This is a genomic window from Microcystis sp. LE19-10.1B (assembly GCF_027530565.1).
In the GTDB taxonomy this organism is placed as follows: domain Bacteria; phylum Cyanobacteriota; class Cyanobacteriia; order Cyanobacteriales; family Microcystaceae; genus Microcystis; species Microcystis aeruginosa.
Genome location: NZ_JAPZQM010000552.1, coordinates 1 through 23,932 on the forward strand (window position 1 = coordinate 1; position 23,932 = coordinate 23,932).

Here is a 23,932-nt window from a genome sequence, read left to right on the forward strand (position 1 = left end):
ATTTGTCTTGACCATCGAATAGGTAAAGGTTCTGTGCATTTGGCTAAATAGATTTGTTTGTCTTTAAATTTAAAAGCAGATTTGGTAAATTCGGCACTTCCTCCTTGATGTTTTTTCTTAAAGTTAGGATACTTAGTACGACCAGCCAAGAAATTAGTGAAAGCTGTTTGTAGGTGTCTTAACCCTTGTGGTAAAGGTACACAGCTAACTTCGTTTAAAAACTCTAATTCTTCTTGCTTTTTCCAATCGGTTAGCATTGAAGAAGTTTGAGCGTAGCCTACTCTTTTTTGTCTTTCATACCAAGCTTGTGTTCTGAGATGGAGAGCTTTATTGTAAACCAATCTTACACAGCCCAAAGTGCGCCGCAATAGCGACTCTTGTTCGGGTGTGGGGTAAAATCGAAACGAATAGGCTTTTTCCATACCTCACATTTTAGCATATATTTCGTAAACGATGCTCATATTTAACAGTAAAGCCGCCGTAAAACGGCGGGGTTTCAGACCCAAATTTTCGATGAGGAGCAAACAAACCCCGAAAGCCCTTGTCTTTAAGAGTATTCATGGTTTCTTTGGCAGCATACCAACTATCTCCTGTGACTGTCTCTGGTTTCAATCCCCAAGCTTTTACTTCGTCCAACATTTCTAAGAAATATTCATGTTTTGTCTGACCCTCCTGTTTATTAACGATTCAATAATTAACGGGAACTGACCTTCCTTTACAATCGGTATAATATCAGGTAACTACGTTAATACCTTTGACTACTTTTTTGTGTTTACCACCAGTAAAAGTAATCGATTAACTCAGCTTTAGCTGGGTGACTATAAGGCTTGTCAATTACCATGTCGTCTGTACTGATTGTTCCTCCTTCAAGTTCGATTTGAGGAGCCACTTCATCAAACAAATCCTTGGGTGTATAGTTCTCTCGCCACAAGAAACGATTGACACTGTCATGAGATAAATTGCCCAGAATTTGAGCCAAACGAACACAGCTTATATATTTAGGTTCCCAGAGCAAAAATAGGGTGTAAATAGCCAGATTACATTGAGCAGTTGTTGGCTTCGTAATGTTTCTCATCAGTTGTTCTGTTATAAGAGATGCCCTTGTGTCAGGAAATCAAATCGGAGAGGGTTTTGTCAAGAGTCGAGAGAGAAATTGTATCTAAGACTAACAAAATTAGACCACCCACATTTAAGCCTTTTTGTCAATGCGTAATTTCTATGCTTGCAGAAACGGTATCGTTACATTTTGTGTCGTATTCAAGCAATTCATACAGACTCAATCAATTCATACAGTAAATCAGACAACCACCTGTTACAGTAACACCAGAAGCAGAATTGTTAGCTCAACTTAGGTAAGCAGTTCTCAAATCCAACAAATTCAATAAGGAGAGCATCATGAGCTTAAAAGATAGAGCCGAGGCAACCGCCAAAAATATCGAAGGTAAAGTTCAAGAAGCAGTAGGAGATCTGACTGGCGATCCCAAAGCTCAAGCAGAGGGCAAGGAAAAACAGGCAGAGGCAAAAGTTCGTCACACTATCGAAGATGTGAAAGATGAAGTCAAAAAAATTATTGATTAGTAGGTCGTTTGTCACGGCAACCGCCATTCAGACAAATGATTGAAACCAGGCTTTCATCGGAACTCTTCCTCAAAAAATGGTTTCTTTCGAGACAGGTGAAACACTAGGACAAGGCGGCGTAAATAAACCCAATATTACCAGATATCTAGCTTCTCAAAGAAGTCGAAGATCTCTCCCTCGGTAAATAAACTTACGCCGTCAAAGACTAGAAAAATCTTTCTCGAAAGGGTCTAGACAGTAGTTGTTCATCATCCATGTATCATCGATTCATCAAATTCTTTTTTGGAGTTAAAATGATGTCACTTCAACAGATTCGTCGCTTTTTTGTCACCATTATTTTAACTATAATGCTGGCAATTACTATAGCTTTTGATTTTGGAACTACAAATAGTTGGGCTGCAACTTTACCCACCCAATCGCAGACTCAAATCGCAAGCATGAATCGAGCCAAGGCAGTTACGAAAAATATTGAAGGCAAAGCTCAAGAAGCGATTGGCAACATGACAGGCGATCCCAAAGATCAGATGATGGGAAAAGCCAAGCAAGTCGAAAGTCAGGCTCGTAACGCAGCAGAAGATATAAAAGACCAGATGAAGTTAAAAGGGCGGGCAAAAGCAGTCACAAAGAACATTGAAGGCAAAGCTCAAGAAGCGATAGGTAAAGCTACTGGCAACCGCCAAGATCAAGTTGCTGGAAAAGCTAAACAAGTCGAAAGCCAAGTTCGCAATGCAGTAGAAGATGTGAAAGATCAGGTTCAAGATATACTCAATTAAGGATCGATGACTGAATTTTCATCACTTTTCTCTAAATCAAGGAGGGAAATATGTTTGATCTCGTTTGGACTGCCGTTGTTATACTTTTCATCCTCTGGTTGTTAGGATTCTCCATTAACATTGGCGGCGGCTTAATCCACCTGCTTTTGGTTTTGGTGCTGATTGGCGTTGTCTACAACTTGTTTATGAGGCGACGGTAATTGTTGATTCTCGAACACAGAAAGGGTCAAAAAATCGGGAAAAAGCAAGAATCAAAGTAGCTAAGATTCAGGCTCGAATCACCGATAGCAGAAAAGACCATTTACATAAGCTAACCACTCAATTAGTTCGTGAAAACTAAACGATTGTAGTTGAAAATTTAGCGGTAAAAGACCTGGTAAAAAACCCCAAGGTAAGCGCATCTTAACAATCCTTGACAAAATGAACTTTATGTGAGTTGCTTGCCCACGATTCAGGCATATTTGAGGAGAATTTGCCATCTCAATTGTTAAGCAAAAATCGACCAAATGGGTCGATTTCGTAACTATTCTGATTGACTGGTATCACTTGAAATGCCCACGCGGATGACAAAATTGGCCAATTGTCAATAGCGTTTGAGATGCTCTCACCCTGTAAAAAACCCGAAACTAGCTCAAGCTATATCAGATGTTAGTTGGGGAGAAATCACTCGACAATTAGCCTATAAATGCCGTTGGTATGGGAGAAACTATCGGGAAATAGATATAGCATTTCTGATTCACACGAGGTACATTCCCGAGCCTGAACAGCTTAATCAGTAAAGGTTTAAGTGTGCCGCACAGATGCGAGAAACGCTATAGATGGTTTCCTAGTTCAAAACGGTGCAATAATTGTGGGCATATCGTTGAGAAAATGCCGTTAAGTGTCCGAGAATGGGAGTGTCCTGAATGTGGAACTTGCCATGAAAGGGATGTTAACGCCAGTAAAAACATTTTGGCCGCAGGGCTTGCGGTATCAGTCTGGGTCGCGAGTGTCAGACCCGAACAGAGTAAGTCTGTGAAGGCAACTGCTAAGAAGCAGAAACCTAGATCGTGAGGTCTAGGAATCACCGTCCCTTTTAGGGCGGTGAGGATGTCAATCCCACCCCCTAAATCCCCCTTAAGGGGTAATTCTATCGTCTCCCCTGAAAGGGGAGATAAGAGAGGAGTGGGGACTGAGGGGGGTGGGGGCTGGTTTGCTCAACCGAACGGTATTGGGTAGGGGAGGTGTGAACGATTATAATTTAATTTTATGTTGTTGTGCTGTTTAGTTATTCAAGGAGTTTTTGTATGGAATCCACAAAAGAGCGAGGGCAATTAATCATCATTGGTGGAGCAGAAGACAAAGATGGAGATTGTCAAATCTTGCGAGAGTTTGTTCGCTGTGCTGGCGGGACTAAAGCTAAAATTGCCGTGTTAACGGCGGCAACAAGTGAGCCTCGTTCGGCTGGAGAAGCCTATACCCGAGTGTTTGAGCGACTCGGTGTCGAGGATGTATGTGTCCTCGATACCATTCACAGGGAAGATGCCGACGATCCAGAAAACCTGAAAATCATTGAGGAAGCCACAGGAGCGTTTTTTACCGGGGGAGATCAAGCCCTAATCATTGAACACATCAAGGGAACTCAGCTAGATACCTTACTTCACCAACGCAATCGGGAGGGAATGGTGGTAGGTGGGACAAGTGCCGGTGCTGCCATCATGCCCGATCTGATGATTATTGAAGGAGACTCCGAAACCAACCCACGCATGGACGCGATAGAGATGGGTCCGGGAATGGGATTTCTGCACTCAGTGGTGATCGATCAGCATTTTGCCCAGCGCGGACGGCTAGGTCGCCTGATTTCCGCTCTCTTACAGCAGCCAGCTAACTTAGGCTTTGGCATTGACGAAGATACAGCAGTAATTGTGGACGGTGACGAATTTAAAGTGGTGGGGCGTGGGGCTGTAACAGTTGTCGATGAATCAGAAGCAACTTATGATAATTTAGACGAACTGCTCAAAGATGAAGCGATGGCAGTGTGTGGAGTCAGGTTGCACATCTTACCTCAAGGATTCCGCTTTAACTTGAAAACTCGCAAGCCCGTTTTCTCTCGATCAATAGAGTTAAAGGATAGCAATCCTAAAAAGGAGGCAGAAGTTGAAAGGGAGTAGGTCGGAGGGAACAATCAGTGGTGGCTTGTACCCGCCACTGATTGGAGAATTTATTTAAATCAGAAAAATATTGACTCTGAGGTCTAAGAATGAATCACGATCGGGATGATGAAACCAATCTTGAGCGGCGACAAGAACTGCTACATGATGAAGAGGCTTTTCGACTTGATCAAGAAGAGAAACGCCTGCGATCTGCCAGACGAAGTAATACCTTAAATTGGATAATTAATAGCATTTTCGGGCTGGCAGGAATAGTGCAAATACTACTGGTAATGAGGTTCTTGCTGCGTTTGTTTGGTGCGAACCCACAAAATCAATTTGCTCAGTTGATTAATCATCTATCTGCACCTTTCATTGCGCCATTTTCCACCTTATTCATTAGTCCTGCTTCATCTGGTGGAGCAAACATATTTGATGTTAATATTGTGATTGCGATCGTAGCCTATGCTCTCTTGAGCTATACTTTGCACGGCTATAACTTGCATTTTTTCCTCAAATCACTCTAGTATTAGATAATGCCCGCTATCAAAAATGTAAAATTGTTGAATAATTGGCTCTTTCTTTGTCAATAGAATTACTCTATCTGCCGTCTTATTGCCTAATCTAAATTTAATTGAAAGCCTGTGGAAATTTGTCAAAAAGAAATGTTTGTATGGTAAATATTATGAAAACTTTTCCGACTTTTCTTCAGCTATTTATGAATGTCTGAATGATGCCTATCTGAAACATAAAAAAGAACTGGATTCCTTGCTCACTCTAGGATTTCAGAAGTTTAATAAATCTCAGATTATGAACGACTAAAGTATATCAGTTATCAGTCATCAGTAATCAGATGTGAGTTTTCAGTTCACAAGGGCCGAATCTAAAACCTAATTGGTTAAGCTAAAAGCTTTGATGTGCCTAGTTTCTCACCTTCTTTTTAGGTGAGAGAATTGCCAGATTCTTTCTTTTGCCTCTTGCATGAGTGACTCTTGCCTTCAGAACCTGATTACTGTTTACTGTTTACTGACCACTGAAAAAAACTCCCATCAACAGTGTCTCACTGATTACTGTTTACTGTTTACTGATTACTGTTTACTGTTTACTGAAACAACTCCCAACACTTAATATATGAAATGGACAGATAAAGATCAGATAATTATGCAAGGGATCGATCGACCCCTAGGCAAATATTATGCGGCACGATTGAAAGCTCAGGGAACCTGTTTAGTAGCGGGGGTGGCTAGTGGCCACGGTGGTGAGATAATCGCAGAGATACCAGTGTTTGATCTAGTGGCCGAGGCCGTTGCTGAAGCCGGAGAAATCAAGACCAGTTTAATTTTAGTCCCCCCCAATCAAGTCCTAGATGCGGCCTTAGAAGCGATCGCAGCAGCAATTCCCCAATTAATTATCGTCACCCCCGGAGTTCCCCCCTTGGATCTGGTGGAATTATTAAAGATAGCTAGTACCACCGGGACATTAATTCTCGGCCCCGGCAGCCAGGGTGTGATTATTCCCAATTATCTTTGGTTGGGTATTTGTGAACCGAATTTTTATCAATCGGGGACAATCGGTCTGATCACCCGCGGCGATCGCATAGGGGATGAAGTGGCGAAAACTTTAACAGCAGCGGGGTATGGTGAATCTATGGCGGTAAATTTGGGTACTGACGGCATTATTGGCTCCAATTTGTCCCAATGGTTGCAGGTTTTTGAGGAAGATGACAATACCGAGGCAATTCTCCTCGTCAGTCAGGTGGGGGGAAAGGCCGAAATCGAGGCAGCCAAATATATTGCCTCGGCGATCGAAAAACCAGTGATTGCCTATCTTGTGGGGTTAAATGCAGCGATTGAAACCAATTTCGGCGATACAGAAACAATTATTTCTAACCAACTTTCCTACTCTGTTGCCGCTAAGAATACCAGAAAAGATAGCTTACGTCATTTTCAAGAAGCTGGGGTGACAGTGGTAGAAAAATTAGCCGATTTACCTGCCTCTTTAGCTAAAGTCTTGTCCTGAATTTGACCCCATTGCTCCAATAATAAGCTGTTGACTACCTAAATTACTCGTTAAGACTGCACCGGAGTTGGGAGTACTGGAACTATCGAGGGTATGGTTATATATTTTTCAGCTTACTAGCCGCCGCCTTTTCCTTCCCCCCTTATCCCGAACTGAGGTTAATCATTAATAGACCTCTTGTAAAAATCAAAAATTGTTGTTAGGGTTAGGAGTCAGTAGCCAGTAGTCAGTAGTCAGGAGAATTAAGAATAAATAATAATCAGTTAAATGGTCTATTTACATATTTTATGCCATTTAATCCTTATTTTTGCCGTTTTTGAACCCTGAAAAATTAATTACGCAAGAGGTTTAATCAGTAATCAGTGCCCAGAAAGCGGAGCAAAGGGCAGAGTTAAACCTACCCTTTATTATCGGAAAAAGTCCTTTCTTTTCGTCTTTTTTTGATAACTTATTTTCTGTTTGTGGCCAGGAATAGATTTGTGGTTTTAGGAGTGACAGCCTTAGTGAACTAAAACGCAGAGATTAGACACTAAGCCCAGAAATTTCGGCTTATACCAGTGGAGAGTAACTTTTAAACCATTAATTCGGGCAGCTTGTTCAATAATACGGGCAAATTCATCTTCCGCAAGCAAGCGCAGATTTTTTTCCCTAGCCCAAAACTTCATCCCAATTAAGTTTAAGACAGCGCGATGCCAACTTCTCGGCAGCCAGTGGAAGAGGGGCAAGCGCGTATGAAATTCTAGCCAGTGGTAGCGATTAGGAGTGGTGATAAATAAGCGGGGACATAATCGCAGCAGGCTGCTGACGTATTCAATCTGCGATTGTTCATTGCCGACGTGTTCGATAACCGCCGATGAGATGATATAGTCAATTCCTTCTACTTGGGAAGGTGTGGGAGGCCAATCAAGGACAAGTAATCCGGGGAAAAATGCCGCTAAATGGCTAATTTCTTCAGGAGAACAGGCATAAACCTTAGCATCATCTTCCAGCAACCAGCGGATAAAGCAGTTACTCGCTTGTCTGGTGGTTTCCGGTGTGGAACCATGGTCTAAAAATTTTTTTCCCCTCACACCATCCACGGCATTCTCTAAAAAATCATACATTTTGCGGCGCATTTGCAGGGTGGTCTTGCCGTGAAGTTTCGCCAGGGGGCGGTTTTTGCCAAAATAATCGATGCCTAATTTTTCTACCATGAATCTATTCCTTAATTTTTTTTGAAGGACTTGACAACTGTTCAATATACACTTATATACTAACTAGGCACAAAAAGTTCGTGCGGTTGAGGGAAAAATTTTCTTAACCTTGATGGCCTATGGCCATTGACTACATATGGTTATGGTTAACCCCGACGAGGCTATCTCTGAAAAAACCAATCATAATCAGAGGTTCAACCAATAACAATCCACCTGGAAATAATGGAAAGCAGTGCAAAATTGGAGAGTCAATTATCGTCAAGTTCAGCAAGAAAGGAAAACAATGCTGCTTTTTCTATTGTCATTCCCGTCTATAATGAGGAAAAGGGTATTACTCCGACTTTAAAACTTCTCCAAGAACAACTAAAACTCTCTAATTGTACCTATGAGATTGTGGTGGTTAATGATGGTTCTAAGGATCGAACGGGTGAAATCTTGCGAGAACTTCAGGAATTGATGACATTTAGGTTAATCGAACATCCCAGAAATCGTGGCTATGGCGCAGCACTGAAAACGGGAATTAGACAGGCTAAATATGGCGCAATCGTGATTACGGACGGAGATGGAACCTATCCTAACGAAAGAATTCCCCAATTAGTTGCCCTGCTAGAGAATGCCGATATGGTGGTCGGGGCGCGTACTGGTGCGAATGTCAGTTATCCAACAATTCGCAAAATTCCTAAGTGGTTTCTTGTCCGTTTTGCCGAATGGATTAGCAATAGTCGCATTCCGGATCTTAATAGTGGCTTACGGGTTTTTCGTAAGAGCGTGGTCGAAAGATTTTTTAATATCTTACCCGATACTTTTAGTTTTACCACTACGATTACCCTCGCCATGTTGACTAATGGTTATTTAGTCCATTATGAACCGATTGACTATTTTGCTCGCCAGGGCAACAGTAAAATTAAGCCTATCCGGGATACTTTGCGCTTTGTCCAGTTAATCCTCCGGGTGGGAATGTATTTTGCCCCTCTCCGGGTTTTTCTTCCCATTGCTGGGTTTTTCTTTCTTGGGTTTTTATTTACCCTAATTCAAGATATTTTTGTTCATGAAGATCTCACAGAAAGAACTCTCCTGCTATTAATAGCGGCAACCCAAACAGGAATGTTTGCTCTTTTAGCAGACATGATTGATAAACGAACTTGATAATAAATATCGGTATAATCAGCATTTTTTGCGACAATTTGGAGAGGTATTAAATGAACTATTGGTTAAGTATAAAAACTATGATAAGTGAAGGTATAGTAGAGATTAAGTGTCAAGTCGTGTCGAAAATTTTTCCAATTATTTTGACTTTAATTTGTTTAATTAAACTATTCTTAACGAGAACCAGTGAAATAGTGGCCTCTCCCAGTGATCCCCAGAATTATCTAAGTCGTGCGGAAAGAGCGGTTTGGTTTTCCGATGGAATTGGTATCTTAAATTTAGGCCATCCCCCAGGTTATTCCTTATTTGTTTGGCTAGTCAGTTTTACAGGGATACCCTTGCGAATATTTCACGAACTATTTTACATTTTTTCAGTGTTTTTATTGATTTATTCTATTCGCTTACTAAAAGTACCGAAAATTGTCTGTGTTTTAGTTTTTTCTTTGCTAATTTTCTATCCTCTGACTTTCAGATTTTTTAATGATGCGAGAAGCGAAGCAATAACGGTTTCATTGTTTAATATATTGATTGCGTTGATCATATTTTTGTTGTTCAAGAAAAAAATATCAGAAAAAATCATTTATTCCTGTTTGGCTGGATTAACCCTCGGATTTATCGGCATTACTCGACCAGAAAAAGGAATTGAATACATCTATATGTTAAGTTTAATTCCAATTATGTTTTTAACCAAGCCTCAGTGGAAATTAAGAGAAAAAATCCAACAGTCTTGTTTTTTAGTATTTTTACCCCTGTTAGTCTTCATTATGGTAAATTTTGCCATAGTCTCACTTAACTCAATTTTCTTGGGTGTGCCAGGGGTAAGTTTGTGGAATGCACCTAGTTTTAAGGGTATGTATACAGGATTAATGAAAATAGATGCTGGTACTCCAGTCAGACAGGTTCCTATTAATCCAGCACAGTTAGAAGCAGCTTATCAAGTTAGTCCCAGCTTCAAAACCCTAGAACCTTTCCTTCCTAAAGAAGAAATTCGCGGTAAATTTACAGTCTGGCTGTTAGCAGATGCTGTGCGTGATAGTATCAACCCTGTTAATCCTAGGTCGGTAACTACTCGGCAAGTTTATCAAAAATTTACCGAAATTAATCAAGAGTTAAAAACTGCTTTTCGTAATCGTCTTTTACCAACAAAAGCTTTTGGCTTTAGCTATATAGATCCTAATTTTGGGATTTGGTTGCCTCACCTTAAGGAATCTTCTATAAAAGTGATCACCAAGTTTCTCTATCCTCCCTTTTCAGAAGTAGAAAAAATTTTTCTTGTGGACGATCCTAAGGCAAGTATTACCCTCTTTAATAAGGTAGCTAATCGTCGTGCAGCTTGGACGGGAAAAGAACGGCCTAGTAGAATAAGATTACTGTTAGTTAAAGTGATAACTAGAGCTATTCATATCATCAATACCATCGGGATAATTTCTATAGTATTCTTACTGATATACTATTTTTATAGTAAACCTAAATCACCCTTATTATCTAATTATGTATTTATTCTCTTGTTTATTATTGTGATTAATTTCCTTCGTTTGCTTTTATATTCTTTAGTGGATGCAAGTTTACTGTTGGTGCATATGCGCTATTCTTTCCCGGGTATGCCTTTATTTTCCGCCTTTTCCCTACTAAACATTTTTGTTGTTGTTAATTTATTATGGAAGAAGATAGAGAAAAACAAATTAGTTTCTATCAAGTAGTTTCATATATCAAACTTAGTGATACTAAATCCAGTTATTAAAGACTGATTATTTATTTCCCCTTTTGCCTTTTGCCTTTTGCCTATCCTCATAAGTAGCCTATACTCAACGGATTTAGTATGAGATTGAATCATGAAAAATATAGCGTTTCCTAAGCTAGTGAGGGTACACCTATTTTTCTTCCCTTTTGCATGAGTGCCTCTTGCCCTTTGCCTAAAACCCTTAACGGAGGCAGGAGGCAGGAGGCCGTTTTTGTAACGGGGATTTATGCCCCGCTCCAAAAACTTTTCGCCTTAAGGCGAGGTTTTAGACCTGATTTTTTCGATAAGCTTATCTTATCGAAAAAAGGGCATAAAACACTAAAATCATTGCAAAGTTGGGGCTTTTGTGACCCTAGGATACTGGCTGGCCAAAATATGGGGATTAATCACGATCCTGTCTTGAAAGCTCCACACAATCTGAGTTCGGGATAGGGAAAGGGAGAGATGATATGCTGAAAAACAGAACACCATCCAGCCGCTCTCGCCCTATGCTTAGGATAGACGCTTTATTCTGTCCTGTCGATGACTTCTGCCCTATATTTGAACCTAAATTAACCTCAGTTCTATTCAGTCTTATAACAGATCTTTGTTAGGTTGTTGCAACATATAAAGATACTTTTTAGACCAATTCTCCAAAGTCTGACTACAAAAGTCTCCTCTCCCAAGCATCCCCAACTGTCTAACTTAAAAGCGGCAGAATCTAGAATAGAAGGACTTTTAACTAAAATATTCGCTCAGGACTAAAAACACCCGTGTCTGGGGTTTAAATCTCGGTCTTAGCATTGATAATCCGACAATATTCTGCCAAAATAAGCACCTAGAAGGATGTTTCACCCCATCCAGGGGATTTTCGATGACAATTCCTAAGAGCTACTATATCATGGTAGATCACCTGTGATTCCTCAGACCGGCCAAGATAAAGATGGCAACAGGCAAAAATTAGGAAAAATCAGCGACAATCGAAACGGCAAGATCAAAAAAAATTCTCTTCTAGATTGACCCTTTCAGCAGACCAACTATCCCACCCTTCTAGACAACGACCCTAAGGATAACTTCTATGGCGCAACAAAATAACCTAAAAGCCGACAATATACACCAAATCGATCCCTATTGGGGTCCCCGATGGCTCGTAGAGGAACGGGACGCTTGCGGAGTCGGTTTTATTGCCGATGTGCGCGGTTCTGGTAGCCATCAACTGATTGAACAGGCCCTTTTAGCCTTAGGTTGTTTGGAACACCGGGGAGGCTGCAGCGCCGATCAGGATTCCGGTGACGGTTCCGGTATGATGACCGCTATCCCCAGAGATGTCCTCGCTCCTTGGTTCGCCGAAAATGGCTTAAATATGCCAGAATCTGAGCGACTAGGGGTGGGTATGGTCTTTCTTCCCCAAGCGGCCCAAGAACGCGCCGACGCTAAGGCACACATCGAAGAAATTGTCAATAAATATAATATTAAGATTTTAGGTTGGCGTGCTGTTCCCGTCCGTCCCCAAGTCCTCGGAAGACAAGCAAGGGAAAATCAACCCTACGTCGAGCAAATTCTGGTTACTTCCCCCGATTTAGCCGGTTCTCAATTCGATCGCCTACTCTATATTGCCCGTTCTGAAGTCGGTAAGCAACTGGCCGATGATTTCTATTTCTGTTCCTTTTCCTGTCGCACCATAGTCTATAAAGGCATGGTACGGGGCGAAATCCTGCGAGAATTCTATCTAGACCTGCAAAATACCGCCTATAGCAGTCAATTCGCTATTTATCACCGACGTTTTAGCACCAATACCCAACCAAAATGGCCCCTCGCTCAACCGATGCGCTTATTGGGTCATAACGGCGAAATTAACACCCTTTTGGGCAATATTAACTGGATGTCGGCCCGGGAACCCGCTTTAGAAACGGAAGGTTGGACCCACGAAGAATTACAATCCCTGACTCCCATTGTTAACCCCGCTAACAGCGACTCCTATAACCTCGATAGCGCCCTAGAATTATTGGTGAGAACCGGTCGCAGTCCCCTAGAAGCAGCTATGATCCTAGTGCCGGAGGCCTACAATAATCAGCCGGATTTACAGGATTATCCCGAAATTATCGACTTCTACGAATACTATAGCGGTTTACAGGAACCCTGGGACGGTCCGGCTTTACTGGTATTCAGTGACGGGGGAATCGTCGGCGCTTGTTTAGATCGCAACGGTTTGCGACCGGCCCGTTATAGCATTACTAACAACGGTTATATCGTCGTTTCCTCGGAAGCGGGAACTATTCCCCTCGATGAAACCACCATTATGGAAAAAGGTCGTCTCGGCCCCGGTCAAATGCTCGCGGTGGATCTGGAAAAAGGCGAAATTAAGCGTAATTGGCCGATTAAACAGGAAATTGCCCGCTCTAATCCCTACGGTGAATGGGTGAAATCCCAACGCACCTTTATTGACAAAGAAACAGCGATAGACATTCCCTCTCCTAGTCATCTCCTTCCCCGGCAAACCGCTTTCGGTTATACTGCCGAAGATGTGGATATGATTATCGTTCCCATGGCAGAACAGGGAAAAGAACCGACTTTCTGTATGGGTGATGACACTCCCCTAGCGGTCCTCTCCAGTAAACCCCATCTTCTCTACGATTACTTTAAACAACGTTTTGCCCAAGTTACTAACCCCCCCATCGATCCCTTACGGGAAAGTTTAGTCATGTCCTTGACTATGTATCTGGGACGACGGGGCAATATACTTAAATTAGGGGTTGATGACGCACATTTACTGAAATTAGACTCTCCCCTGCTCAATAATGCTGAATTAGCCAAAGTTAAAACCTCTAGCTACAAAACAGCCGAACTTTCTACCCTTTATGATCTGACCACCGGCCCCCGGGGATTAGAAACAGCGATCGCTCATTTGTGCGCTGAGGCCGCCAAGAAAGTAGCATCGGGAGCGGAAATTTTAATTCTCAGTGACAGGACTGCTCCTATTGACGAAAAAACTAGCTATATTCCCCCTTTATTAGCTGTTGGTGCCGTCCATCATCACCTGATTCGCTCACACTTGCGTTTAAAAGCTTCCATCGTTATCGACACGGCCCAATGTTGGAGTACCCATCACTTCGCTTGTCTAATTGGTTATGGCGCTTCCGCAGTCTGTCCCTATCTTGCGTTAGAAACGATCGCCCAGTGGTGGATCGAGCCAAAAACTCAGAAATTGATGGAAAATGGCAAATTAGAAGCTATTAGCCTCGAAAAAGCCCTAATTAATTACCGCAAATCCGTAGAAGCAGGATTACTGAAAATCCTCTCGAAAATGGGTATTTCTCTCCTATCTTCCTACCATGGGGCGCAAATTTTCGAGGCGATCGGATTATCGGCAGATTTAGTTAAACTAGCTTTTAACGGTACTACCAGTCGCGTCGGGGGTTTAAGCATTGCTGAAGTGGCCCAAGAAGCGATCGCATTCCACAGCAAAGCTTTCCCCAATCTTACCGCTAAAAAACTAGAAAACTACGGTTTTGTCAACTACCGTCCAGGGGGAGAATACCACATGAATTCCCCGGAAATGGCGAAAGCACTCCATAAAGCCGTGGCCGCTCACTCCCAAGGTGAAGGATATGACCATTACGAAACCTATCGTCAAATCTTGCAGCAAAGACCTGTCACCGCTTTACGCGATTTATTAGAATTTAACAGCGATCGAGCTTCAATTCCCCTCGAAGCAGTAGAATCGATCGAAAGTATCCTGCAACGCTTCTGCACAGGGGGAATGTCCCTCGGTGCCTTGGGCCGGGAAGCACACGAAACCCTAGCGATCGCCATGAATCGCATCGGAGGTAAGTCCAATTCCGGAGAAGGGGGAGAAGATCCGATCCGTTACACCAGCTTAAGCGATGTGGATGCAGAAGGACATTCCGTGACTATGCCCCATCTAAACGGCTTAAAAAACGGTGATACGGCTAATTCTGCCATTAAACAGATAGCTTCGGGTCGTTTTGGAGTCACTCCCGAATACTTAATGAGTGGAAAACAGCTAGAGATTAAAATGGCCCAAGGAGCAAAACCGGGAGAAGGAGGTCAATTACCCGGGAAAAAAGTCAGTTCCTATATTGCCATGTTACGGCGATCAAAACCGGGAGTAACTTTGATTTCTCCCCCTCCTCACCACGATATCTACTCGATCGAAGATTTAGCGCAATTAATCTACGATTTACACCAAATTAACCCCCGGGCCAAAGTTTCCGTCAAATTAGTGGCCGAGATCGGTATCGGCACAATTGCGGCCGGAGTTGCCAAAGCTAACGCTGATATTATCCAGATTTCTGGCCACGATGGTGGTACAGGTGCATCACCCCTAAGTTCGATCAAACACGCGGGTAGTCCCTGGGAATTGGGAGTGACGGAAGTGCATCGGATGTTAATGGAAAATCAACTGCGTCATCGGGTGATTTTGCGCGCAGATGGAGGACTAAAAACCGGTTGGGATATCCTCATGGCTGCTCTGATGGGTGCGGAGGAATTCGGTTTTGGTTCCATTTCCATGATTGCCGAGGGGTGTATCATGGCCCGCGTCTGTCACACGAATAATTGCCCTGTGGGAGTCGCTACCCAGCAGGAACGTCTCCGCACTCGTTTTCCTGGAATTCCCGCTCATGTGGTCAATTTCTTTACTTTGGTGGCCGAGGAAACGCGGCAATTATTGGCGAAATTAGGCTATCACAGTTTAAATGAGGTGATTGGCCGGGCAGATCTGTTAAAAGTGCGCTCCGATGCTCGTTTAACTAAGACAGAATCCCTCAATCTCGATTGTTTGTTGAATTTACCCGATGGCCGTAGCGATCGCTCTTGGTTGCAGCACGAGGAAGTACATAGTAACGGTGCTGTCCTCGATGAGGAAATTCTAGCCGATAGCGAGATTAAACAGGCGATCGAGCAACAGGGAACCGTCAGCAAAACCTACAGGATTGTCAATACCGATCGCTCCGTCGGGGCGAGAATTGCGGGGGTAATTGCCCAAAAATACGGTAATGACGGCTTTGAAGGCGAAATTAAGCTCAATTTCCAGGGCGCAGCTGGTCAAAGTTTCGGAGCCTTTAATTTACCCGGTGTCAATCTCCATTTAGAGGGAGAAGCTAACGATTATGTGGGTAAAGGCATCTACGGCGGCGAAATTGTCATCTTACCGCCCCAAAACGCCAATTATCAGCCCGAAGATAACGCTATTATCGGTAATACCTGTCTCTACGGGGCCACCGGTGGGGTATTATACGTTAATGGTCGCGCTGGTGAACGCTTTGCTGTTCGCAATTCCACTGCAAAAGCGGTTATCGAAGGGGCCGGGGATCACCTCTGTGAATACATGACCGGGGGGGTAATTGTCGTGCTTGGTTCCGTCGGTCGCAACGTCGGCGCCGGGATGACGGGAGGATTAGCTTATATCCTTGATCCCTCCCTACCGGAGAAACTCAACCCCGAAATTGTCAAGATTCAACGGGTTGCCACGGCTGCCGGTGCGGAACAGTTAAAATCTTTAATTGAGGCCCATGTAGAACGCACTAATAGCCCCAAAGGTAAGTTAATTTTAGCTAATTGGGATAGTTATCTCGGTCAATTCTGGCAAGTAGTCCCTCCCTCGGAAGCGGATAGTCCCGAAGCGCAAATTAGCGCGGAGAAAACCTTAACTTCGGTGTAATTTCTTTGGGGTGCGTTACTCTTGGTTAACGCACCCATTGATTAATTTTTTGACTGCGGAGTTGATTAATGGCCATGCTGCCCATCCCCACCACCTATACTAGCTATACCCAAGCACAAGAACATTTTCTTCAGGTTTTAGAACAAGTAGAACTGGGAAACTCGATCGTTATTGTCCAACGTCAGGGTCATCATGATGTGGCCTTGATTGCTGCTGACGAATTATCCGCTTTATTAGAAGAAGTTTATCTTTTGCGCTCTCCAGCTAACGCTCAACGACTTTTTCAGTCCTTAAATTGGTCACAAGAAAGATTATCTCAGACAGCTGCCACCACTTCTCTAGAAGAATTACGTCAAGAATTGGAGACCGAGATTGAGCAAGAAAAAGCCGCAGAAGTCTGAAACCGAAATTGTGCGAGTTTTTACTCAATTATACCTAATCTAGTATCTCCAAATTGATTATATGGGGACATATTAACCTTAATTATTTAGACTACAGTTTTTATCGCTGCATAAGTCGGAACATTTGCTAAAATTTAGGATATATTCACTTTGGCTATCTTTGATGTCATAATTTGGCAATGACAAACGAAAAACTCAGATTTATCGATCTTTTTGCTGGTATTGGAGGGTTTAGATTAGCTTTTGAGAGCGTTGGTTATGACTGTGTATATTCTTGTGAAATAGACGAAAACTGTCGAAAAGTAGGAAAACGAGCCAGATTTAGAGATACAAGGGGAACTCTATTTTTTCCCATCTGCGAAATAGTAGAATTAAAGCAAGACAATCAATCAATATTTAGCATCTTCTTAACCTGATCTAGAGAATAAGTTTGACTATCTTTTTCTTCTTCTTTTGCTTGTATTAAATCTTCCAAATCCTCTAAGTCTTCTAAGATTTCTTTAATTTTCATAAACTCCTCATAAGTTAAAACAGCAAATTCTTTTTTGCCATTTTTGATTAAGAATTCAGGATGTAATTCAATCATTGTTTTCTCCTTAATTTAATTGTAGATATTTTGTCGATGTTTAACACGATAAATCACTAAAGTGATTTCTTCAACCTCAAATAGAATTCGATAGTTACCCACCCTTAAGCGATAATTAGGCGTAAAATTCTTTAATTGCTTGACATCTCCTTGTAAATTATCCGTAAACCAGAAGTTTTTTTCTGGTTTACGGATAATGGATTCCAGAAATTTAACCGTTACTTCAAGCTAAGTCTGCTAAAATCCTGATGATCCCCTCACCCAGTCAGCTACTGCCAAGGCTAAGATAATGTTAACGCTCCCCCCCAATTAGGGTTTTTTAGGCGATCGCATTTTAAAATTTTGTTTCATGTAAGGCGATCGCCTTTGGGAATTTCAGTTCACATAAAGGCGATCGCACTAAATTTAAATTAAAGTGTGAACATCAATACTGGCTAGACCACCCTCATTAAAGGCTTTAGCCAAATCACCTTTGCCATCTCCATTAAAATTGCCAGATAGCCATTGTTGAGCATCCCAAAACCCACCTTGACGAGTCGCCCATCGCTGCATGGAGAAACCACTGCCATTGGAAATGTGGACATCAATACTAGCTAGACCACCCTCATTAAAAGATTTAGCTACGTCATCTTTTCCATCTCCATTAAAATCACCCACTACCCATTGTTGAGCATCCCAAAACCCACCTTGACCAGTTGCCCATCGCTGCATGGAGAAACTGCTGCCGTTAGAAACATGAACATCAATACTAGCTAGACCACCCTCATTAAAGGATTTAGCTACATCATCTTTTCCATCTCCATTAAAATCACCCGCCAGCCACTGTTGAGCATCCCAAAACCCACCTTGACGAGTCGCCCATCTTTGCATAGTAAGCAAGTTTGGGGGATTAGGATTAGTACCTCCCAAAGCCTTAAACACATTGAGCCGCTTACCAGAAACCGTTTTACCGGCAAGGGATGCCAGGGGGTCGCCCGTGTTCATTAAGGCGTTTTTCACCTGTTGGGCTGTCCAAGTAGGATTTTGTGACCACAATAAAGCCGCCGCCCCTGCCACATGGGGACTTGCCATGGATGTCCCTGAAAGGGTCGCGTATCCACCACCAGGAGCTAGACTGTAAATGTCTGAACCAGGTGCACCTAAATCTACGCTGGTTAAGCCATAGTTTGAACCCCACCAACCACCAGTGTTAGCAAATGTCACCAGTTGATCATTACGATTGGTAGCGGCAACTGAAATAATGTTGGCAAGGTTGTAGCTGGCGGGATAGAAAGGATTCGCATCATTATTGTTACCATTATTACCAGCCGCCGCAATAAATAAAGCCCCTGCCTGACCCGCCGCGTTAATCGCATTGTAGAGTCCTTGACTAAAACCGCCGCCTCCCCAGGAATTATTGGTGAGCTTAACTCCTTTGGCCGTCGCATAGTTAATTGCCTTAATGGCATTGGAGGTAGAGCCTGATCCTTGATCATTCAAAAACTTCAGGGGCATGATTTTGGCATTCCAAGCCACTCCTGTCACGCCGACCCCATTATTTCCTTTGCCAGCAATGGTTCCCGAAACATGGGTTCCGTGACCCTGAACATCACTGGGGTTATTGTCGTTGTAGGCAAAGTCCCAACCGCGAATGTCATCAACGTAGCCATTGCCATCGTTGTCAATGCCATCTCCGGCAATTTCCCCTGGGTTTGTCCAGATATTACCGGCCAAATCGGGATGATTGTAGTCAACCCCCGTATCAAGAACCCCAATCACTAAATTAGGATTGCCTTTTTGAATATCCCAGGCTTCCGGGGCATCAATATCGGCATCGGGAGTACCGCCACTTTGTCCGGTGTTATGCAATCCCCAAAGTTGATTAAAACTGGGGTCATTGGGGAATGTCGCTTGGGGACTAATTGTGCCTTTTGTTACAATATAGTCGGGTTCAATGTATTCAAAAATCGGATGGGAGCGATATTGTTTTAGAATCTTCTCCACAGAGAGCGACCCGGATAACTTCCAAATCTCTGCCCCCGTCAGTTTAATCGTCTGGGTGCTAACAGCACCAAAGAGGGACTTAAACTGAGCAACTTCGGCACTGGCGATCCCCTGCTTAAACTTGAGAATCAGTTGATTGGGAGCATAGGGGGCAAGGGTGCTAGTTGCTGCCGGTCTTAGCTCTGAGGTGACGGCGGCAGCGGTGGGTACAGAGGCAGGACTCGACGCTTGACTGGTGGGATAACCAGAAGAGTTCATACTGAGGGAAGCGGGAAAGACCACTTGACTCGTAGCAGCAGGGGAGACTGGAACTGTGGGGGCCTCCGAGGAGAGTGTAGATGGGGAGGGGTTAGAGTTCAGGACTCCTAAGGGAGAAGTTTCCTTCGATGCCGACTCAGCTAAAATCGCACCTTTACGCCCAAGAGGATCTGTGTCATCAATCTGAGCATCAATGCCATGTCTTGTTCCTTCGTCAATTTGTTCTAAATCTGTAGATAAAAGCGTGATATTAAGAGGATTGAGCAAACTGTCACGAACAACGAAATCAAGAAAATCAGCCATCTTTAATTTCCTCCAAGCAAGAGAGATCAATAATTAAGTAGGTAGGCGTTAAAAATTATCAGAGCACCCCGCCTATCAGCACCCCCCTTAATAAGGGGGGCAGGGGGGATCGAACCTAAAATCGATTTTTAATTTAAATATAACCGGCTACTTACAATGGGAATTGTAACCGTTCAAAGCAGAAATGTTCAATCTTGTAACAAAATTTTATAAGATTAACCTTAATTATCTAGACCACAGTTTTTATGAATCCCCTCGTTAATTATTTTCGCAACCTGCACGAAATCCACTCCTCCCAAGCAGCAGTAAAAGAAACCTCCTACTACGGCACTCTCGAAACTCTCCTCAACGAAATCGGTAAAACCCTAAAACCGCGAGTCCGCTGCATTATCAACCTCAGAAATCAGGGTGCGGGATTGCCGGACGGGGGACTTTTTAACGTCGATCAATTCCCCAAAAATCAAGAATTAGAACCTTTTACGGCGATTTTTCCCGAAAGAGGCGCGATCGAGATTAAGGGAACCAAAGAAGATATCAAAAAAATCGCCGCCAGCGAGCAAGTACAAAAATACTGGCAAAAATACGGTCAAGTATTAGTCAGCAATTATCGCGATTTTCTGCTCATTGGTCGCAATAGCCAAGGTCAACCGGTGGAATTAGAAGCCTATAGTTTAGCCCCGTCAGAAGCCGAGTTTTGGCTAAAAACCTCAAATCCATCCAAATTTGCCGCCGAACACGGTGATAGCCTCTTAGAATACCTAAAGAGAGTGCTTTTACAGGCGGCTCCTATCACCTCACCAGCCGATGTTGCTTGGTTTCTTGCTTCCTATGCGCGGGACGCAAAAGCACGCTTAGAACATCATTCCGATCTTCCCGCTCTGGCCAATATCCGTCAAGCTTTAGAAAATGCCCTCGGTATCAAATTTGAACGGGAACAGGGAAATAAATTTTTCCGTTCTACCCTCGTGCAAACCCTCTTTTATGGTTTATTTTCTGCTTGGGTATTATGGCACAAGCAAAACCTCAATCGCGAGGATAAAGAGGATAAGTTCGATTGGAAATCCGCAGCCCACCATCTCCATGTTCCCATGTTAGCGATCCTATTTGAGCAGATCGCCGCACCGAGTAAGTTAAAATCTTTGGGATTAGTAGAAGTTTTGAATTGGACGGGTGCAGCTTTAAATCGAGTGCGACGAGAGGAATTTTTTCGTCAATTCGATGAGGGACAAGCGGTACAGTATTTCTATGAACCATTTTTGCAAGCTTTTGATCCCGATTTACGCAAAGAATTGGGAGTTTGGTACACTCCTCCGGAAATTGTTCGCTATATGGTAGCGCGAGTCGATCGAGTTTTACGAGAAGAATTAAATATTGAGGACGGTTTAGCTAATCCCGATGTTTATATTCTCGATCCTTGCTGTGGCACCGGTGCTTATTTAGTCGAGGTTTTGCGCTATATTACCGATACTTTACAGGAAAATGGCGCGGGTGCTTTAGCCATGGCTTTGGTGAAAAAGGCAGCCATAGAAAGAATTTTCGGTTTCGAGATTTTAACCGCTCCTTTTGTCGTCGCTCATCTACAATTAGGTTTATTCCTGCAAAGTTTGGGTGTACCTTTAATAGAAGATAGTGAACGGGTGGGGATTTATCTGACTAATGCTTTAACCGGTTGGCAACCTCCCGATGAGGAAAGTAAACAGAAAATTCAACAGCTACAATTGAGTTTTCCAGAGTTAAATAAGGAACGAGAGGCAGCTGATGAAGTTAAGCGCGGTAAACCGATTTTAGTTATTCTCGGTAATCCTCCCTACAATGCTTTTGCTGGAACCAGTCCCGCAGAAGAAGCAGGTTTAGTGGAAGTGTATAAACAGGGTTTAATCTCCGATTGGGGGATTAAAAAGTTTAATTTGGATGAGTTATATGTGCGCTTTTTTCGTTTAGCAGAAAGATGTATTTCAGAAAATACCGGTAAAGGAGTTGTTTGTTATATTTCTAATTTTTCCTATCTCGGTGATCCTTCTTTTGTGGTGATGCGACAAAGATTTTTACAAGAATTTGATCGCCTTTGGTTTGATTGTCTCAATGGTGATAGTCGCGAAACAGGAAAGTTAACCCCTGAAGGTAATCCCGATCCTAGTGTTTTTTCTACTCAATACAATAAGGAAGGAATTCGAGTCGGGACAACTATCGGACTAATGGTAAGAAAGGAAGTAAGGAATAAAAATGTTGATGTCTATTTTCGCCATTTCTGGGGAGTTGCTAAACGAGAACAGTTATTAGATAGTTTAAACAATCAAGATTTTGATTCTTTGTATCAAGTCTCTAACCCAGAACAATCTAATCGTTATTCTTTCCGTCCCTCCGATGTTTCCTCTCACTATTTAGCATGGCCAAAGTTAACAGATTTATGTAAAATAATGCCTTTCAATGGACCAGTAGAAAGGAGAGGTAATTCTTTAATTGTCTATAAGACAGATCGTAATCAACTGGAATTAATCGAATTATATTTAGACCCCAATAAAACCGATCAAGAGATAGAAGCTATAGCCCCTCGTTGGATGAAGTCTTCAGGTGAGTTTAAAGCCGAAAAAAGCAGAAAAGCAAAGTTGAGAGATAATGTTAGTTATAAACCAGATAAAATAATTCCCTATCCTTTTAAGCCTTTTGATATTCGCCTAGCCTATTTAGATAGTGAAATTCAACCTCTTTTTTCACGTCCCAGTCCTGAACTATTAGCACAAAAAGAGATTATTTTAAATTCGTTTTTAATATCTCGTGATACTGCGGATAAATCTCCAGAAGGTTCTCCATTTTATTTTTCTAAGTTAGTTTGTGACTATGATTGTATATCTGGACACGCAAGACATTTTCCAATTTTACTTAAACCCGAAAGTAAGCAAAAAACACAAAAATATTCAAAGCAACTATTCAATACACAAGAATTTATCGACACCACTCTAACAGCCAATCTTTCGGAAAAATCTCGTCAATACTTAAATCAACTGGGTATTAATAATCTTGATGAAAATATCGAGAATGCTTCCTTAATTTGGCTGCACACATTAGCGATTGGGTACTCTCCCTTGTATCTTCGGGAAAATGCCGACGGTATTCGTCAAGACTTCCCAAGAATTCCCCTTCCCAATAGCCAAGAATTATTAATTAAATCTGCCCAACTAGGACAAGCGATCGCATCTCTTTTAGACACAGAAAACCCCGTTATAGGAGTCACCCAAAAACCGACCCCTGCACTGCAAAAAATCGCCTTGATTTCCTGCACTGATGGGGGAAATTTAAACCCGGATAAGGGGGATTTAATTATTAACGTCGGTTGGGGACATGGGGGTAAAAATGGTGTGACAATGCCGGGTAAAGGAAAAGCGATCGCCAGACAATATACAACCGCAGAAATGAGCGTAATTAGCCCAGAAATGCGAAAATTATTAGGAACCAAAACCTATGATATTTATCTCAATGATCGAGCCTATTGGCAAAATATACCATCCCGGGTGTGGGAATATACCATCGGGGGTTATCAAGTTATTAAAAAATGGCTAAGTTATCGCGAGGAAAAATTATTAGGACGGGGATTAACTATCGCAGAAGTGCAGGAAGTAAGCGAGATGACTAGAAGAATTACTGCGATTATTCTCCTAGAATCAGATCTAGATGATAACTACCAAAATATCAAAACAGCCGTGTATTCTTTTTAACTTAGTGTCAGCAGAATTCCCTCGCTTTTAGCGATGGGATGAATGCTGATACTAAATCCGTTGAGTACAGGCTAGTTATGAGACGAGGCACTCATGCAAGAGGCAAAAGGGGAAATAAATAATCAGTTTTTAATAACAGGATTTAGTATGACATTCAGTTTTTTTCCCACTTCCCACTCCCCAATTCATAATTCATAATTCCTCAAGGATTGGATGATTGAAGCCTTCTGAAGCAAAAGAATATCTGTGATTGCTATCAAAACTGTTATATTATAGAAAAATATTGCTGAGATTTTTTCTATGCCTCTAATTAGGGTCTGCTGAATAAATCTAAAAACCTTGTTGGATAAGACTTTTGGACTTTTTTCCCCTCAAAAAGTGCCAGCCATTGCGGGGATCGGGGGAAAATTCAGGTACTTTTTCCCTGAAAATTAGGTAGTTGACCAC

Annotated in this window: 20 protein-coding genes and 2 pseudogenes; 15 read left to right on the plus strand and 7 right to left on the minus strand. The window is 42.4% G+C overall.

Annotated features, from left to right (window positions below; translation table 11 throughout):
- From O9332_RS20030 to O9332_RS20040, 3 genes are all read right to left on the minus strand, one after another.
- Positions 1 to 422, minus strand: a 422-nt coding sequence (locus tag O9332_RS20030; RefSeq protein WP_288027088.1) for an RNA-guided endonuclease InsQ/TnpB family protein, incomplete at its 3' end; no start/stop codon positions are given.
- Between the two features lie 10 nt (positions 423 to 432).
- A complete protein-coding gene (locus O9332_RS20035; protein ID WP_288027090.1) occupies positions 433 to 639 on the minus strand; it encodes a hypothetical protein in 207 nt (68 codons plus the stop codon).
- Between the two features lie 133 nt (positions 640 to 772).
- On the minus strand, positions 773 to 1,075 hold the full coding sequence (locus O9332_RS20040) for a hypothetical protein (protein ID WP_002752243.1): 303 nt from the start codon (positions 1,073 to 1,075) through the stop codon (positions 773 to 775).
- 320 nt (positions 1,076 to 1,395) lie between these two features.
- Between O9332_RS20040 and O9332_RS20045 the strand changes: the two genes are divergently transcribed.
- The 9 genes and pseudogenes from O9332_RS20045 to O9332_RS20085 all read left to right on the plus strand — a co-directional run bounded on the left by O9332_RS20045 (position 1,396) and on the right by O9332_RS20085 (position 6,499).
- Positions 1,396 to 1,578: a CsbD family protein gene (locus O9332_RS20045; protein WP_002763229.1), complete on the plus strand. Its 183-nt coding sequence runs from the start codon at positions 1,396 to 1,398 to the stop codon at positions 1,576 to 1,578.
- A 296-nt stretch (positions 1,579 to 1,874) separates the two neighbouring features.
- Positions 1,875 to 2,351: a CsbD family protein gene (locus O9332_RS20050; protein ID WP_043999468.1), complete on the plus strand. Its 477-nt coding sequence runs from the start codon at positions 1,875 to 1,877 to the stop codon at positions 2,349 to 2,351.
- 50 nt (positions 2,352 to 2,401) lie between these two features.
- Positions 2,402 to 2,551, plus strand: coding sequence for a lmo0937 family membrane protein (locus O9332_RS20055; protein ID WP_110546089.1), 150 nt, complete (start codon positions 2,402 to 2,404; stop codon positions 2,549 to 2,551).
- Positions 2,552 to 2,559: 8 nt separating this feature from the next.
- Positions 2,560 to 2,688 (plus strand): annotated as a pseudogene (locus tag O9332_RS20060) (transposase); the annotation flags it as partial.
- A 452-nt stretch (positions 2,689 to 3,140) separates the two neighbouring features.
- On the plus strand, positions 3,141 to 3,404 hold the full coding sequence (locus tag O9332_RS28480; RefSeq protein WP_419866688.1) for a zinc ribbon domain-containing protein: 264 nt from the start codon (positions 3,141 to 3,143) through the stop codon (positions 3,402 to 3,404).
- A 233-nt stretch (positions 3,405 to 3,637) separates the two neighbouring features.
- The gene (locus O9332_RS20070) at positions 3,638 to 4,501 is read left to right on the plus strand and encodes a cyanophycinase (RefSeq protein WP_002763233.1); all 864 of its coding nucleotides are present in this window, start codon (positions 3,638 to 3,640) and stop codon (positions 4,499 to 4,501) included.
- 89 nt (positions 4,502 to 4,590) lie between these two features.
- Positions 4,591 to 5,007, plus strand: a complete 417-nt coding sequence (locus tag O9332_RS20075) for a YggT family protein (RefSeq protein ID WP_043999469.1) — start codon at positions 4,591 to 4,593, stop codon at positions 5,005 to 5,007.
- Positions 4,998 to 5,302, plus strand: a pseudogene (locus tag O9332_RS20080) (transposase); the annotation flags it as partial. The gene O9332_RS20075 and the pseudogene O9332_RS20080, both read left to right, overlap by 10 nt.
- 309 nt (positions 5,303 to 5,611) lie before the next feature.
- Positions 5,612 to 6,499, plus strand: coding sequence for a succinate--CoA ligase subunit alpha (locus O9332_RS20085; protein WP_002751009.1), 888 nt, complete (start codon positions 5,612 to 5,614; stop codon positions 6,497 to 6,499).
- A 500-nt stretch (positions 6,500 to 6,999) separates the two neighbouring features.
- Here the strand turns inward: O9332_RS20085 and O9332_RS20090 are convergent, their stop codons facing one another.
- A complete protein-coding gene (locus O9332_RS20090) occupies positions 7,000 to 7,692 on the minus strand; it encodes a class I SAM-dependent methyltransferase (RefSeq protein WP_287672814.1) in 693 nt (230 codons plus the stop codon).
- Positions 7,693 to 7,914: 222 nt separating this feature from the next.
- Here O9332_RS20090 and O9332_RS20095 point away from each other — a divergent pair, with 222 nt between their 5' ends.
- The 5 genes from O9332_RS20095 (at position 7,915) to O9332_RS20115 (ending at position 17,058) form a co-directional block, all read left to right on the plus strand.
- Positions 7,915 to 8,838, plus strand: coding sequence for a glycosyltransferase family 2 protein (locus O9332_RS20095; RefSeq protein WP_288027094.1), 924 nt, complete (start codon positions 7,915 to 7,917; stop codon positions 8,836 to 8,838).
- 53 nt (positions 8,839 to 8,891) lie between these two features.
- Positions 8,892 to 10,538 carry a hypothetical protein gene (locus O9332_RS20100; RefSeq protein ID WP_288027096.1) on the plus strand — a complete coding sequence of 549 codons (1,647 nt, stop codon included), beginning with the start codon at positions 8,892 to 8,894 and terminating at the stop codon, positions 10,536 to 10,538.
- A gap of 1,098 nt (positions 10,539 to 11,636) precedes the next feature.
- A complete protein-coding gene (gene gltB / locus O9332_RS20105) occupies positions 11,637 to 16,241 on the plus strand; it encodes a glutamate synthase large subunit (RefSeq protein ID WP_288027098.1) in 4,605 nt (1,534 codons plus the stop codon).
- A 68-nt stretch (positions 16,242 to 16,309) separates the two neighbouring features.
- Positions 16,310 to 16,642: a type II toxin-antitoxin system Phd/YefM family antitoxin gene (locus tag O9332_RS20110; RefSeq protein WP_002763237.1), complete on the plus strand. Its 333-nt coding sequence runs from the start codon at positions 16,310 to 16,312 to the stop codon at positions 16,640 to 16,642.
- 179 nt (positions 16,643 to 16,821) lie between these two features.
- Positions 16,822 to 17,058, plus strand: a complete 237-nt coding sequence (locus tag O9332_RS20115; RefSeq protein ID WP_071825133.1) for a DNA cytosine methyltransferase — start codon at positions 16,822 to 16,824, stop codon at positions 17,056 to 17,058.
- On the opposite strand, the gene O9332_RS20120 is transcribed toward O9332_RS20115, so the two are convergent.
- The 3 genes from O9332_RS20120 to O9332_RS20130 all read right to left on the minus strand — a co-directional run bounded on the left by O9332_RS20120 (position 17,028) and on the right by O9332_RS20130 (position 19,772).
- Positions 17,028 to 17,228, minus strand: a complete 201-nt coding sequence (locus tag O9332_RS20120) for a hypothetical protein (protein WP_002751002.1) — start codon at positions 17,226 to 17,228, stop codon at positions 17,028 to 17,030. The genes O9332_RS20115 and O9332_RS20120 overlap by 31 nt on opposite strands.
- Before the next feature lie 15 nt (positions 17,229 to 17,243).
- The gene (locus O9332_RS20125) at positions 17,244 to 17,435 is read right to left on the minus strand and encodes a type II toxin-antitoxin system RelE family toxin (RefSeq protein ID WP_071821136.1); all 192 of its coding nucleotides are present in this window, start codon (positions 17,433 to 17,435) and stop codon (positions 17,244 to 17,246) included.
- A gap of 198 nt (positions 17,436 to 17,633) precedes the next feature.
- A complete protein-coding gene (locus tag O9332_RS20130; RefSeq protein WP_288027101.1) occupies positions 17,634 to 19,772 on the minus strand; it encodes a S8 family serine peptidase in 2,139 nt (712 codons plus the stop codon).
- 245 nt (positions 19,773 to 20,017) lie between these two features.
- Here O9332_RS20130 and O9332_RS20135 point away from each other — a divergent pair, with 245 nt between their 5' ends.
- On the plus strand, positions 20,018 to 23,485 hold the full coding sequence (locus tag O9332_RS20135; protein ID WP_288027103.1) for a type ISP restriction/modification enzyme: 3,468 nt from the start codon (positions 20,018 to 20,020) through the stop codon (positions 23,483 to 23,485).
- Positions 23,486 to 23,932 lie beyond the last annotated feature (447 nt).

Excerpts from the sequence above, each read along its gene's own strand:
- O9332_RS20115 (WP_071825133.1), top strand. The coding sequence starts at position 16,822 with ATGACAAACGAAAAACTCAGATTTATCGATCTTTTTGCTGGTATTGGA.
- O9332_RS20120 (WP_002751002.1), bottom strand. The coding sequence starts at position 17,228 with ATGATTGAATTACATCCTGAATTCTTAATCAAAAATGGCAAAAAAGAA.
- O9332_RS20075 (WP_043999469.1), top strand. The coding sequence starts at position 4,591 with ATGAATCACGATCGGGATGATGAAACCAATCTTGAGCGGCGACAAGAA.
- O9332_RS20090 (WP_287672814.1), bottom strand. The coding sequence starts at position 7,692 with ATGGTAGAAAAATTAGGCATCGATTATTTTGGCAAAAACCGCCCCCTG.
- O9332_RS20095 (WP_288027094.1), top strand. The coding sequence starts at position 7,915 with ATGGAAAGCAGTGCAAAATTGGAGAGTCAATTATCGTCAAGTTCAGCA.
- O9332_RS20085 (WP_002751009.1), top strand. The coding sequence starts at position 5,612 with ATGAAATGGACAGATAAAGATCAGATAATTATGCAAGGGATCGATCGA.
- O9332_RS20110 (WP_002763237.1), top strand. The coding sequence starts at position 16,310 with ATGGCCATGCTGCCCATCCCCACCACCTATACTAGCTATACCCAAGCA.
- O9332_RS20040 (WP_002752243.1), bottom strand. The coding sequence starts at position 1,075 with ATGAGAAACATTACGAAGCCAACAACTGCTCAATGTAATCTGGCTATT.
- gltB (WP_288027098.1), top strand. The coding sequence starts at position 11,637 with ATGGCGCAACAAAATAACCTAAAAGCCGACAATATACACCAAATCGAT.
- O9332_RS20130 (WP_288027101.1), bottom strand. The coding sequence starts at position 19,772 with ATGGCTGATTTTCTTGATTTCGTTGTTCGTGACAGTTTGCTCAATCCT.
- O9332_RS20135 (WP_288027103.1), top strand. The coding sequence starts at position 20,018 with ATGAATCCCCTCGTTAATTATTTTCGCAACCTGCACGAAATCCACTCC.
- O9332_RS20070 (WP_002763233.1), top strand. The coding sequence starts at position 3,638 with ATGGAATCCACAAAAGAGCGAGGGCAATTAATCATCATTGGTGGAGCA.
- O9332_RS20055 (WP_110546089.1), top strand. The coding sequence starts at position 2,402 with ATGTTTGATCTCGTTTGGACTGCCGTTGTTATACTTTTCATCCTCTGG.
- O9332_RS20045 (WP_002763229.1), top strand. The coding sequence starts at position 1,396 with ATGAGCTTAAAAGATAGAGCCGAGGCAACCGCCAAAAATATCGAAGGT.
- O9332_RS20050 (WP_043999468.1), top strand. The coding sequence starts at position 1,875 with ATGTCACTTCAACAGATTCGTCGCTTTTTTGTCACCATTATTTTAACT.
- O9332_RS20100 (WP_288027096.1), top strand. The coding sequence starts at position 8,892 with ATGAACTATTGGTTAAGTATAAAAACTATGATAAGTGAAGGTATAGTA.
- O9332_RS20035 (WP_288027090.1), bottom strand. The coding sequence starts at position 639 with ATGTTGGACGAAGTAAAAGCTTGGGGATTGAAACCAGAGACAGTCACA.